The sequence below is a fragment of the Bradyrhizobium sp. 170 genome (assembly GCF_023101085.1).
GTDB lineage: Bacteria > Pseudomonadota > Alphaproteobacteria > Rhizobiales > Xanthobacteraceae > Bradyrhizobium.
This window is the reverse complement of sequence record NZ_CP064703.1, coordinates 1,734,020-1,747,433: the sequence shown is the minus strand read 5'-3', so window position 1 is coordinate 1,747,433 and position 13,414 is coordinate 1,734,020. Positions and strand designations below refer to the sequence as shown.

General features: G+C 58.4%; 8 protein-coding genes and 2 pseudogenes. 1 reads left to right on the top strand and 9 read right to left on the bottom strand.

Annotated elements, in window-relative coordinates:
- The first annotated feature begins 647 nt into the window (after positions 1-647).
- Positions 648-1,997 (top strand): MFS transporter, encoded by a 1,350-nt coding sequence (locus IVB05_RS08370; protein WP_247783829.1) that lies wholly within the window; start codon positions 648-650, stop codon positions 1,995-1,997.
- A gap of 479 nt (positions 1,998-2,476) precedes the next feature.
- On the opposite strand, the gene IVB05_RS08365 is transcribed toward IVB05_RS08370, so the two are convergent.
- The 9 genes and pseudogenes from IVB05_RS08365 to nodU all read right to left on the bottom strand — a co-directional run bounded on the left by IVB05_RS08365 (position 2,477) and on the right by nodU (position 13,411).
- Positions 2,477-2,827 carry a hypothetical protein gene (locus tag IVB05_RS08365; protein WP_247783828.1) on the bottom strand — a complete coding sequence of 117 codons (351 nt, stop codon included), beginning with the start codon at positions 2,825-2,827 and terminating at the stop codon, positions 2,477-2,479.
- Positions 2,788-3,342: an electron transfer flavoprotein subunit beta/FixA family protein gene (locus IVB05_RS08360; RefSeq protein WP_247783827.1), complete on the bottom strand. Its 555-nt coding sequence runs from the start codon at positions 3,340-3,342 to the stop codon at positions 2,788-2,790. Before IVB05_RS08360 ends, IVB05_RS08365 begins: the two co-directional genes overlap by 40 nt.
- Positions 3,343-3,753: 411 nt before the next feature.
- Positions 3,754-5,504 (bottom strand): annotated as a pseudogene (gene nifA / locus IVB05_RS08355) (nif-specific transcriptional activator NifA).
- 261 nt (positions 5,505-5,765) lie between these two features.
- Positions 5,766-6,073: pseudogene (locus IVB05_RS08350) on the bottom strand (SDR family oxidoreductase); the annotation flags it as partial.
- Between the two features lie 533 nt (positions 6,074-6,606).
- On the bottom strand, positions 6,607-7,581 hold the full coding sequence (locus tag IVB05_RS08345; RefSeq protein ID WP_247511919.1) for a nodulation protein NodZ: 975 nt from the start codon (positions 7,579-7,581) through the stop codon (positions 6,607-6,609).
- 194 nt (positions 7,582-7,775) lie between these two features.
- Positions 7,776-9,788, bottom strand: a complete 2,013-nt coding sequence (locus tag IVB05_RS08340) for a carbamoyltransferase (RefSeq protein WP_247783826.1) — start codon at positions 9,786-9,788, stop codon at positions 7,776-7,778.
- Positions 9,789-9,987: 199 nt separating this feature from the next.
- A complete protein-coding gene (locus IVB05_RS08335) occupies positions 9,988-10,776 on the bottom strand; it encodes an ABC transporter permease (RefSeq protein ID WP_247783825.1) in 789 nt (262 codons plus the stop codon).
- 3 nt (positions 10,777-10,779) lie between these two features.
- A complete protein-coding gene (nodI, locus tag IVB05_RS08330) occupies positions 10,780-11,694 on the bottom strand; it encodes a nodulation factor ABC transporter ATP-binding protein NodI (protein WP_247783824.1) in 915 nt (304 codons plus the stop codon).
- Between the two features lie 4 nt (positions 11,695-11,698).
- Positions 11,699-13,411: a nodulation protein NodU gene (gene nodU / locus IVB05_RS08325; RefSeq protein ID WP_247783823.1), complete on the bottom strand. Its 1,713-nt coding sequence runs from the start codon at positions 13,409-13,411 to the stop codon at positions 11,699-11,701.
- Positions 13,412-13,414 lie beyond the last annotated feature (3 nt).

Sequence of the window (13,414 nt, the reverse complement as noted above, 5' to 3'; positions counted from 1 at the left end):
TGCCCGTTATCGCTGAGGAGGCCCGCTATGTTCCTCCCCCTCAGCGCGGGTTTTGGACCGCATTAGGACCGCAGCGCCCCTCGAAGTACGACGCGCGTCTCGCTTCGAAGGACAACGTGGCACTTGCCGAGCATGGCGATCCGCGCTATCGGACGGGCTCGATCGCCAGCACGCTCACCAAGTCTTTTCCGTCAAATCTCAGGTTACTTGAGCAATATCGAGGCCAAATCGCTGGACATGGGGTGAGATGCTAACGCAGCTCGGCCCCAATCGCAGGCTCGCGAGCTGCTCTAGCACGACATCTCACGGAGCTCTTCCCTGCCGCTCGTATGCCATGCATCTCGTCCTTCCTTTTTATTGCATGTCAGTGCGCTCGATGAGAATTCGGCCACGCCACAGACAACAACCTTGTCACCGAGAATTGCCGGAAGTTTCAGTAGCTTGAGAGTCACTCCTGCGGCGCGAGCGGAATAACGCCCGAAAAACTATGCGAGTTTGCGGCAATTGCCGAAAATATGCCGGAAACGTCAGGCGCTTACGGGTTGGTCGATAGTGCCCTGATGGCAGATTCGCGGCCATGAAACTGCACTCGGCTGGCGTGAGATTTTCTCCGGAACCGGCCATTTCAAACCGAGAGGAAACTCGCCATGTCACCAGCGTCCATCGCGCACGCGTCAAATGCCAAATCGCGCATTGGCGCCATCTTACGCGCGACGAGCGGCAACTTCCTCGAGCAGTTCGACTTCTTCTTGTTCGGGTTCTACGCCAGTGCCATCGGAAACGCGTTCTTTCCATCAGGAAGCGAAACCGCTTCACTGCTTAACACCTTCGGTGTGTTCTGGCTGGGGGCCTTGATGCGACCTGTTGGCGCGATTGTGCTTGGAGCCTATATTGACCAGATTGGCCGTCGGCAAGGCCTGATCATCACGCTTTCGATCATGGCTATTGGCACCGTCATCATCGCCTTTTGTCCCGGCTATGCAACGATCGGCATTGCCGCACCCGCGATCGTGCTGTTCGGACGGCTGTTGCAGGGCTTTTCTGCCGGCGTTGAGGTTGGCGGCGTTTCCGTCTACCTCTCCGAGATTGCCACTCCGGGCAACCGCGGTTTTTACACATCGTTTCAGTCCTCGAGCCAGCAGGTTGCGATCTTTGTCGCGGCTCTTATCGGATATTGTTTGAGCGAAGCACTTCCGGCCGAAATGGTTGCCGCCTGGGGCTGGCGGATCCCATTCTTCCTTGGCTGCTTGATCGTTCCGCTTATCTTCTTCCTGCGCCGGACGCTGGAGGAAACTCCGGAGTTTCTGGTCATGAAGACCCACCCAACGGCCCGCGAAGTCTTTGCCTCCACAGTTGCGAACTGGCGGATTATCATTCTCGGCATGATGATCGCGATGCTGACGACCACGACCTTCTATTTCGTCACGGTGTACACGCCTACGTTCGGCAAGCACGTGTTGCAGCTGTCCTCGCAGAACACGCTCTTGGTGACGCTTTTGGTCGCCGTGACGAACTTCATCTGGAACCCAATTGGCGGCGCGATTTCTGACAGAATCGGTCGGAAGCCGGTCTTGCTGACCATTGCCGGCCTTGCCTTGGTGACTGTATATCCGGCGTTGTCTTGGCTTGTGACCGACCCAAGCTTTGGCAAGATGCTGGTAGTGGAGATGATGTTCTCGTTCTACTTTGGCACCTATAGCGGCGCCATGTTGGGCGCTTTGGTCGAAATCGTGCCGAAGCACGTTCGCACAACCTGCTTTTCTTTGGCCTTCGCACTCGCCGCAGCTCTCTTTGGCACCTTTACGCCGCTCGCATCGACTTGGCTGATCGATCGGACCGACGACAAGGCTTCGCCGGGTTTCTGGTTGATGTTTGCGGCTTTGCTCGGCATTATCGCCGCACTCACCATTTATCCAGGAAACACCAAGAGAGTTGCGAAGCTGTCGCGACCTGAGCGGCCTAACCGGGCCGTAAGCGCGCAATTTACCACGCATTAGCAGCGCGCCCACGGGGACCTTCACGTCCAAGACTGAACTGAACGGGGTGCGTGGCGGTCCTTGCGGTGATCTCACGGTGTTCCGCGTGCCACTCTGCGGGTCACGGTTCTTCCTATGCGATATCGAGCAGTATCGGGACAAGCCGTCGCTGATGTCGACCGGGAATGGCTGAGCACTATCGCCACGCTCGATTCGTTCTGTGGTCGAGCGGCGCGATGATAATGCTCGCACTTTGCGGTTACGTGAAACACGGCAGATCTCGCTCGAGGGAGATACATCCCGCGAGCTCCACGTACGCTGCCAAGCACACTTTGGTATGTTGATCCGAAACCGGCCTCTCGGCGCTCAGATAGGCAAGTTGAATGCTCACCCTCCGAGAGCGGTCGAAAAGCTTGAATCGTGCCTGGTGCACCGAGCGACGGGCCAATGCATGACCACGGACCCAGGCGATCGCTGGCTCCGCTCGATCAGCCGCGACTTCACGCACCGCTCGTTTGCGCGGATGAGGTACCGCGCGCAAGCTGTGCGAGCTCCGTCTCGAGCGTAGGGTTGCGCTTGAACATGGCGTGGATCAACGCTTGCGCCGGCTGCTCGGCCGCTTCCACCCACGTCGCCTTCTCCGCTCGTGCGGAGGGCGCGAAGACACGCTTGACGACGGTCGGCGACCCCCTCAGACCGCATTTGGCCATGTCATCCACGCCGGCAGTTTGAGCGCTCCATTTTACGATTGAGGCACGGGCCGCACGCAAGGCATCGATCATTGCACCGCGGCGAATTTGATTGCTTGCCTCTAACATGCTGACGAGACAAGGAAGCTTGGAACGCAGCACCTGGACTCCTCCTTCGCAGCGCCGTTCCGCATCGATCGTGCGTACTTTGAAGTCCAACGCTTGATTGTGTAAACATAAGTAAGCTGCTGGACCCCGAGCCTCTTTGCAATGCCAGGTCCCACCTGCGCCGTATCGCCGTCGATAGTCTGCTTGCCAGTGAATATGACGTCTGGTGGGCCATATTCCTTCCCGATATTGCGAATCGCGCACGCCAGCGCGTAACTCGTCGCCAGCGTATCGGAGCCCGCGAAACTACGATCAGTGAGCAGGACAGCACGATCGGCACCAAATGTCAGCGCCTTTCGGAGAGATTCTTCGGCCGACGGCGGCCCCATTGTCAGAACATTGATTTCGCCGCCGAACTTGTCTCGTAGCTCGAGCGCAGCTTCCAGTGCGAAGAGATCATATGGGTTGATGATTGTCGGCACGCCCTGACGCATGATCGTATTCGTGACAGGATGCACGCGGATTTGTGCGGAGTCGGGGACCTGTTTGATGCAGACGATGCTGTGCATATGCTTCTCCTAAGATGTTGAGCAGGCTCCCCACGAATAGCAACTGTCATACCACCCCAGGCATTTCGCCGGTGAGGGACGAATGCGATGGCTGGCGACTGACGGTGAGACCGTTGTCGGGACTGCGACGGGCTGCGCAAAGCGGACGTGATCTCTCTCTGATCTGAGTCGCGGCAGAAACGGCGCGGCCGCGATCTTGCGCTAGTTCGACACCTAATCATTTCTCATAGGGCGAATACATTGCAAGCAGACGATGACCAGCACCCGGCTGACGCGAAGAGGGCTTACGCTTCCCGGCATTGCCACCCCCAAGCAGAGCACATCGGTTTAGTATCCGCTTCATGGACCAGAGTGCGCACGCTCTCCTACCGCGCCCGGGCGAGCGAGAGAGACGCGAGCCCGACTTTTTATTCAGAAGCGCTTGATCTCGAGACCGTGCCTTCTCAAGGCATAGCCAATCTGGCGCGGCGTCAGTCCAAGCAGGCGCGCCGCCTTGGCCTGGACCCACCCGGACCTTTCCATCGCCGCGATTACGCCCTCGCGATTTGTGACCTTGGCGGCACCTATGATAGGTCGGCCGGGCGGCTCTAGCGGCGTCAGTTCGCTACCGACCGGCTGAACGTGTGCCACAGCTTGTGTTGGCGGCATGCTCAGCCTCGCGGGGAATGAGATTATCGGGCTCGGCTGTCGCGCCACTTGCTCCGGCCCGCACTTCCATAGCGTGGCCGATAGGCATTGCCCGTGGCAGCAGGCAAAATCGTCTCTTACGATCGACGATCCATGCGCCAGGGTCGCGGTCCGCTGCACACAGTTCTCCAGCTCGCGGACATTACCGGGAAATCCACAATTCATGAGGACGTCAATCGCACTTGAATCGAAGACCAAAGCACGGCCGTTCTCATTGTTGAAGTTCTTCAAAAATCGAGCGGCGAGAAGCGGAATATCAGTGCGTCTTTCGCGCAGCGGCGGCAGTAGCAGAGGAACCACGCTGATGCGATAATAGAGATCGGCACGAAACTCCTTCCTTGCCACCGCCTCTTCAAGATTCTTATTCGTGGCTGCAATCACGCGGACGTCGACTTTGATCGTCTGATTGCCGCCGACCCGCTCGAACTCCTGCTCCTGAAGCACGCGCAGGAGCTTCGCCTGGAACGACGCCGAGATCTCTCCAATCTCGTCCAGAAACAACGTTCCCTTGTCGGCGAGCTCGAAGCGACCCTTGCGCGCGTTGAATGCGCCCGTAAACGCCCCTTCTCGTGACCGAACAATTCGGATTCCAGCACCGTCTCGGTGAGGGCTGCGCAATTCAGCTTGATAAAGGGGCGTTTGGCGCGCGCTGAATGCTCGTGAATAGCCTTCGCGACCAGCTCTTTGCCCGTACCCGATTCGCCGCGCACCAGAACGGTGCTATTCGATTTTGCGATCAGCTCGATCTTCTCAAGCAACGCGCGCAGCGCCGGGCTGTCGCCGATAATTCCCTCGATTTGGACCTTCTTACGCTCCCGCCCATGAGGCTTGAGCTCGGACAGCTGCTTCTGCGGCCGGAAGTCCTCGTCCATAAGCCGCCCGCGATCGCGCGCAAAAACGCAATGCAGCTTCGCCGTCTGGCCCAGAAGGCTTGCGACCATCGTCAGCAGGCGGAGGTCGTCCTCGAGCTGCGCATGCGTCCCGTTGTCGGCGATGCGGTCGATGCTCAGCGTACCCACAACTTTCTCGTCAATGTCTATGGGAACGCCGATGAACGCAACACGCGTATGACCGGCGGCATCTAGCATCTCGACGTCCGAAGAACTGAAGATCGAATGCAGCGCTACGTTCTCGACGATGAGCGGCCGCCCCGTCGCCACAATTTGATCAGTTGCTCCTTGCAAGCGCACCCCGCAACGCGCGTCGCGCCCTTCGCTCCGACCGTCGTCTACGATGATCTCGGCCACCCCGTCATGATCGAACAGACATAGGATGCCGCTCCGCATCTGCACGAGCGATGGCAGACGCTCGATGACGCTCGCCAGCTTGGCTTCGAGCCGGCATAGGCCGGTGAGCGTGTGCGCTATTTCAAAGATCGTGCTTAGCGATTTCTCTTGCGACCGCAGAATACAAGCGGAAGGGTCCGCGTCGGAGGTTGAGTTTGGTTTTTCGCGCAGGGAAACGCTGTCCAGCATAATGACTTCTTCGTTCCTTTCTTGATCCTCCCCATCACCTCGATCGGACTTGTTGGACTCGTGTTGCATGCCTGCCTCGATCTGACATCCAGTTCTCAGGGCGGGGCGAGAGATGACGCCTCTTCATGGCACGTCGGCAGCACTTACGGTGACTAGATTTGCCGCTTTATTCTTTCCAACTCGCTGCGCGGATTCGCCCCGGCCAACATGGCTTCCATCGATGAAGCTCAGATTAGCCGGGTTCGCCACGGACGGATTCACTCACAAGTGTTGCCCGCCATTGATCGGCACTTCGGCGCCAGTGACATAACTTGCCGCATCTGAATATAGGAAGAAAATGACGTTGGCGACCTCTTCGGGTGTACCCATCCGGCGAACTGGGATCTTGGGCACAAGATGCGCTTCCGTGTCAGGCGACAAAATGTCCGTCTTGATTTCGCCGGGCGCGATCGCATTGACGCGAATGCCATGTGAGGCGTAATCGTGCGCCATTTCGCGCGTGAGACAAGCGCAGCTGAAGCCGCTTTTAGCTCACCGAACAGATCTTGAGCGAGCAGGATCGGCGCCACCGCCGGCCGCGCGGTTCATCACACCTCCGTCCGAAAGGACTCTGCGAGCGGCGCATGAACAAGGCCGTCGTCTAGAAAACGAGCTGACCGCAAAAGGATTCCCAGCAAAGGCGATCCATCTACCGGACGCGCTTCCTTGCTGCTGGGACATTCTGACGTGACTGTTTGTTACGTCAGATTTCCTCGGCGACCCGGACCGCCATTGCCGTGCTTTTCACCGTCTGGCCAGCGATGGCGGATTTGGCCGGATGATGACAGGACCATAACCTTTCCGCGCGACTCGACTTACACATGAGGGCCCGAAGCATTGCGGGGCAAGGCCGCCGGCGCCCGCCGGCATTGGCCTACGCCTCGCAGGCGTTCGCCCTCCCACCCGCACCGCATCCGTGGTCGTGCGCCGGTCAGCCGTCGCTTGCGGACGGAAGTCGCCATCCACCGTTCCTGCGAGACGTTGCGAAACGCGATGGTGTCGAAGCCAGCAGTATCAGGCTGATGATCTAGCCCGCCATTGCTCAGGCTCAGATTCTGGCGCTTCATGAAGCCGCGAAATGCTCGTATGGGTTATCGATCATGGTCAAGTGCTCCGGATTTCTCTGGTCGAATTCAATAATCCGTGGCACGAGCAGACGGGCATAGCGCGTGAAGGCGCTGGTGGGGGGAAAGCGGATCACAGTAGCGCATCGCGCAAGAAGATACATGTCGATGAGAGCGGAAGCTCCACCTTCAATTCCCATTTCCGCACTATGCAACGGCCCTGCCCGATCGGCCTGGAAACGTTTTGGTACGGCGAAGACATCGGGAAACAGACCCGATACGCGATCGAGCACCTGTGCACTGTCCGTGCACAGGAAGACCTTTACAGGCTTTGGATATGGCAAAGCCTTGGCTTTACGGATTGCCATGCAGACCTGACGAAGGGCGAGCTCCGAATCGGCCCAGTACGGCGCATGCTCCATGATATCTTCGCCATTGCCGTGCCGAACATGAACGCCAATGATGCTATGGCCGCCAAAGTGTTCCTCATACAAGGCGTCGATCCGCGCTTGAATCTCAGACCTGAGCTTGATGTTCCGAAAGATCAGTCGTTCGGCTTCCTCGCCACAACGCCACATCAGGCAAGCGTCACAGACAATGGTGTTGGCTTCGTTATCTTCTCTTGCCTGGAATAGCTCGGTCAGTTCGTCACGTTCACGGAAGATCTGCTCATCCGGACGATTGATGCAGTCGATCGATGGCCTATTCCACCACCGCGGGAAGAACGGTCCGGGAAACGAGAGCTGGTTGACCCGGTCATCGCAAATCACCGGCACTCCAGCGATGTCCTCAAGCGGCTCGAAGAACACCGGAAAGGCATTGCTGAACGGTTGGTCGATGTAGCAGGAACCGCGCCAGTCAACGACGAGCGTCCGCCCGGTCCGCTGCGCGTACGACCAGGCTGACGCCAGCGACCAGAGGCAATCACCAAAGCCGGTACGCCTCCGAGAAATAACAAAGCGTTCCTTCGTCAAGTTATCAAACCCTTCTCGTTGCGCAAGATCAGTTTTGTGTGGCGCACCTACTCATCTGCGATTCCGATCCACGCCAATGGACGGCTGGTCACCTGGACGCAAGGCGATCAACCCGCAAGCCCTCCTCCACGGCACCGCGATTGGCAGGTCATGCAAGAGGCGTCCAAGGAGCGCTCTTCCGCATTGCTCACCTTTTACGACCGCGCAGTCTGTGACGGATGCAGCCGAATACGGCGCAGATCCCAGAGCCCGCGCAGTTCGTTCACGAGAGCTTCTCGCCTAGTCCTGTCAGAGGTGACCCTGGCGAGAAGATCGGCAAGAACAGCTTCCTTCTCAATTTGCATCAGCATGTCGAACAGGTCATGCGAGACGCGCACGCTGTCCTGGCTGGAGTGACCCATGCGGATCTCGCAGACTGTCTCCTGGCGTTCTCGGCCCGCATGAGCGCGAACCCGGTAAAGAGATACATGGGGCGGCAGTGATACAGCGAGTGCAGTCCAGCTTTCGAGCGTTGTTGCCCGCTTCTTGACGAGGAATGACCCGACCACAAGGCCATCCAGCTCGGTCGACAAAAACGCCGTAATCGCATCGGCAACGGAATCTACGATCGGTTCGGCATTGTTGTTGAAGGACGTATTAAGCAGAATCGGGACGCCTGTCCGGCTCTTGAAGGCATTGATGAGTTCCCAATAGGCGGCATTGCTCGTGCGGGAAACCGTTTGCAGCCGAGCCGTACCATCGATATGCGTGATCGCGCCCAGCAAAGCACGCTTGGATTCGCGCACGCGAACGACGAAATTCATGAAGGGATATTCTGCGCAACCATCCGGCAACTCAAAGAACGCGCCCGCATCCTCCTCCAGAACCGATGGCGCAAATGGTCGATAACTCTCGCGCTTCTTGACCATCGCGTTGATCCGGTCCTTGTTCGCCGCGGGCCTCGGGTCCGCAAGAATACTGCGGTTACCGAGCGCACGAGGGCCGAACTCCGATCGGCCCCGTACCCACCCGATCACGGCGCCATCAGCGATCCACTCGGCTGCTCTGGTCGCCACGTCAGCGGTTCGTTCAATCTCCAGGTGTCCGGCCCATCCCTTCAGTTCCTGTTCAATGCTGTCGTCGCTGCCGACATCTGGCCCCCAATAAACCGCCTGTAGCCGCTCGCGGGGCGCAGGCTGCCCGGCCTCGTTCGACACCATCAGTGCCGCGCCCAATGCGCATCCGGCGTCATGCGCAGCCGGCTGCACGAAGATGTCTTCGAACAGGCCTGAATACAGGAGTTTTCCGTTCAGCGTGCAGTTGTGGGCCACCCCGCCAGCCAGGCACAACCGTTTCATTCCGGTCGACTCACGGTAATGCCGCAGAATGTGAAACACGATCCGCTCCAGCGCCTCCTGCAACGATGCGCTCACATCTCGATGCTGTTGCGTGAACGGCATTCCCTTTCGCCGGACCTCGATGTTGCGCAGCAATGCCGGGCCGATACGTTCGAGGTGAACGCGGTAGCCACCGTTTGCGGAGAGCTCATAGAATTGGGAAAAGAGCTCGCGATAGCGTGCGGGATCTCCGTAAGGAGCCAGTCCCATAACCTTATACTCGTCGAACAGGCCGTAGCCGAGATATCGAATCGTCTCCAGATAGAACAGTCCGAGAGAGTTATTCTCTGGAAACGTCATAAGTTCGATCATTTCGGTGCCCGACCCGACCGCCAAGAGACCCGACAGGAAGTCGCCACAACCGTCGATCGCGAGGACCAGGCTTTCTTCAAAACCCGACATCGCCAGAGCGCTCACGGCGTGGGCCTGATGGTGGCCTACGAATGACACCCGCGAAGGATCAACTTGGGTACCGAACTCCGTGGCTAGAAGGTGCCGTAACAGCAGATTCGCATCTAGCGGAATTGAGATTTCCGGTTGTGAGATGAACAACCGTTCGAGCATTGCATTGCAATAGGCTTCAGTAGCGTAGAACGCAATACGATCGACGTCGCGAAGCTCCACGCCCGCGGCTGCAAGACAGTATTCAATCGCACTGCTCGGGAGCTTGTTTGAATGTTTGATCCGGTTGAGGCGCTCCTCTTCCACGGCAGCGATCACGCGCCCGTCCTTGACAAGTACCGCGGCGCCGTCGTGCAGAAACGTGTTCGGTAGTCCAAGGGGGTTTTCATAGACTCTGTCGAGGCCGCCACTCAATCCTAGACACAGCATCTTGTTCTCCGTTAATCCTGAGAGGCCTGTTGGCCTATTTCGTATCGCTTGCTTTGGGAGTAGGCCGCACGTCGCCGCGGGGCCGATCAGGCATCGCTAGCGTGACGAGACTCACATAAGCGTCGCACGCGATCGGAAGTTCGTTACGCCCGATATCTCATCTCGCACACGCGATGCTTCGCTTTAGGTCTTGTTCCTCTCACCGCATCAGGCGCTGCCGAAGCAGCACGGCCGAGACGAGGAAGGGAAATGCTGCGTAGATGCAAAGTGCGCCCACATGCAATCCGACGCTGTCGACCGGCCGACCGAGCATTGCTGGACGAATGAGATCGACCGAATGAGTCAGCGGCAATAAGGCCGCGATGCGTTGAAATGAACCGGGCAACTGGCTCATTGGGAAGATCGCCCCGCTCAAATACATCATGGGCGTGAGAATGAGCGACTGGTAGAAGATGAAATAGTCGTGGCTTGGTGCAAGTGCTGAAACGACCATTGCGAGGCTCGCGAAAGTAACGCCAGTGAGGGCGATGGCTGGTAACGCATAGGGGATGGATGACCACTCTGCGTAACCCAGCGCGACGGCGACAATCGTGATCGCCGTCCCGGCGAGCAAGGCCTTACTCGCTGCCCATGCCACTTCACCGAGAACAATGTCGCCGAGCGTAAGGGGCGTACAGAGCATTGCCTCCCACGTGCAATTTGTCTGCATGCGAGCGTAAGCCGCATAGATCGTTTCGAAGGTTGCGGAGACCATCGCGCTTGTGGCGACCATGCCAGCCGCCAGAAACGAGATGTATGAGGTCCCCTCAACACCACCTATGATCATTCCAAGGCCAAAACCGAGACCGAACAGAGAGCTCATCGGCTCGGCCAGATTCCCAAGAATCGATGCCAGAGCGACTTTCCGCCAGACCAGAAAATTGCGGCGCCATACCGCGATCCAGTTCCATGGATTAGCAGGGAGCGCCGGCGCAAAACGTTGCCACATCGTTCAGTCCTTTATCTCTCGCCCGGTTAGCCGCAAGAAGACATCCTCCAGATTTGGAGGACGCTGCAGAAAGCGGAGATCCGTGCGGTTGGCAAGCCGGAGGCGCACCTGCTCTGGATCCGTGACATAGCAGAAGAGCGTCTCCCCGCTCACCTCAGCGCGCTGCACTTGGGGTCTGACCAGCGGCAGCAGTTCATGCGGATTACCACCGTAAATCTCGATCACTTGGCAGCCGATCTGCTGCTCGATCAGCGCGTGAGGCTGACCTTCGGCGATCTTACGGCCGTGCTCGAGCACACACAGGCGGTCGCACAATCGCTCCGCCTCTTCCATGAAGTGGGTGGTGAGAAGGATCGTTTTGCCGCGCGCTAATAGCGAGCGCAAGCGTTCCCAGATCAGGTGACGGCCGTGCGGATCAAGGCCGGTCGTCGGCTCATCAAGCACTAAGAGCTGCGGGTCGCTAATGAGGGCCCGTGCCAACGTCAGGCGTCGCTTCATGCCGCCGGACAGTTCGGCGACGCGGGCATCCGCCTTGTTCTCCAGGCGCGCGAATTCGAGCAGTGACGGCGTGACCGCTTTCACCTCAGCCGCGCTCATGGCGAAGTAGCGCCCGAAAACGAGCAAGTTTTCGCGCACCGTGAGCTGAAGATCAAGGTTATCGAACTGTGGGACAACCCCGATCCCCCGCCGCGCCAAGCGCGCCCGTGCCGGCACTGGCTCGCCGAGCACGCATATCTTACCTGCGTCGGGCGATGCTACACCCAGGATCAAACGCGCAAGCGTGCTTTTGCCCGCGCCGTTTGGTCCCAGCAGACCGAAGCACTCTCCCGGCGAGACGGTAAACGAAAGAGCGTCCACGACGACCCTGTCATCGTAGAACTTGCTCACCTGGAAAAGGTCGACTGCCGCGGTTGACATTTGCTTACGCCATCGCGACGGACGTTGTTCGCGCCGCTTCCTCGCTCGCGCGCTTTCTTGTGTAAAGCAGGCCGTTACACCATACGTGATCGACGCGTCCCCACTGGCACGCGGCGGCAGCATCCGGGAAAAAGCCGCGTCCATGCAGATTGGCGCTGGTATTGCAAAGCAGCGGAATGGCTGTGAGTTTCTCGTATTCGACGAGAAGCTCGGCCACTTTATGCTGAGAGGTTCTGGAAACGGTCTGTAGACGAGCAGATCCATCGAGATGCACGACGGCGGGAATTTTGTCCCGCCATTCCGGTCGCGTCTGGTGATCGAACAGCATGTACGGATCGGGTATTCCAGGGCTAAAAATCTCCGCCGCACGATCCTCCAGGCATATCGGCGCTACCGGCCTGAAATGCTCACGAAGTTTGATGTCGTTGAGATGATCTTTCATTCCTTCCCAGCTCGCAGCCGCGAGAATGCTTCTGCCACCCAAGGCTCGTGGTCCGAGCTCGGCACGCCCGGCAAGGAAGACCACGGGCTTGTCGCAAGCGAGGATTGCCGCAAGTTCGCCCATAGTGCAGGGCGCGCCCTCCCATTCGGGCGGCACTTCGCTGGGACGAACGGCCGGTCCACTGTAGACCGACCATTCCAGAGCTCTAAAGCCTTGCTGTGCCGCCAGTGCAGAGCAAGCAGTACCAATGGCTGAGCCGCTGTCGTTCGGAAAGGGCGGCACCCACACGACATCGAACAGGCCGGTCGCACGAAATGCACTATTCCACTTAATATTCAGGCCACAGCCGCCGGCTATGCAGAGGTTACGCGCCCCCGCAAGATCCGAATGCCGCTCCACAACATCAGCAATGGTGCGAACCAGCAGACGCTCTAGAAAGACGTGAAATGACGCAAGGACGTCTTCGGCTTGCTTTTCCTTCAATCGCATTGCGCACGCATCGAAGAAGTCGTGCAAAGCTTCAAGTGGCGATTGTGAGCTGTTGACCTCTTCAAGCTCAGGACAAGCGCCCTCAGCATCCGTGGCAAAGTGCGCCTCATAAAGTTCATGAAACGTCTTAATACTGTCCTCGTCGGGCGATCCCAGCGCGATATAGGCCATCAGCTTGCCGGCAATACCGAGATCCCAGCTGGTCCGGTCTGCCCGCCTGTAAGGTCCAAAGTGATGTCCTGCCGTCGCATAGGCGTGACCTATCATCGGAAACAGGCACTCGATGAACCGGATGCCGTGGGGCTCGACATAGTAGAGGCGTGGAAACATGCAGCCGTCCCACACCAAGCAGAAAGCAGATTGTGCGGATTTGGCAAACGAGCTGGCGCAGTATGCGGATGCTACGTGCCCGGTGACATGGGGATAGCTTTGATAGGGATATAGCTTCCCATCAAGCATGAGGCCGATGCGATCGCGGGGCGTCAGGGGGCTATCGCCTTGCCGTTCGACATACGGCGCGCCCTTGAGCTTGATGGTCGTCGTCCCACTAAGGACTTCAAACTGCGACTCGAACTCTCCATCCCAGCCATCAATGACGAACTGATCAACATCGCTCGGATCCAGCCCGTGCTCCGCCAAGGCGCCAACAACGGCATCCAAATTGTCAATGGTTTGATAACGCGGATTGTTGTTCAGCTTCTCCTGTTCGACACAAAACACCACCCGGCCGTCCTCGATCAGAGCGACTGCCCCGTCATGCGTCAACTTGATACCGCAGATACGCATAGT

Coding starts and splice junctions, on each gene's coding strand:
- nodU (WP_247783823.1), bottom strand. CDS start 13,411: ATGCGTATCTGCGGTATCAAGTTGACGCATGACGGGGCAGTCGCTCTG.
- IVB05_RS08370 (WP_247783829.1), top strand. CDS start 648: ATGTCACCAGCGTCCATCGCGCACGCGTCAAATGCCAAATCGCGCATT.
- nodI (WP_247783824.1), bottom strand. CDS start 11,694: ATGTCAACCGCGGCAGTCGACCTTTTCCAGGTGAGCAAGTTCTACGAT.
- IVB05_RS08360 (WP_247783827.1), bottom strand. CDS start 3,342: ATGCACAGCATCGTCTGCATCAAACAGGTCCCCGACTCCGCACAAATC.
- IVB05_RS08340 (WP_247783826.1), bottom strand. CDS start 9,788: ATGCTGTGTCTAGGATTGAGTGGCGGCCTCGACAGAGTCTATGAAAAC.
- IVB05_RS08335 (WP_247783825.1), bottom strand. CDS start 10,776: ATGTGGCAACGTTTTGCGCCGGCGCTCCCTGCTAATCCATGGAACTGG.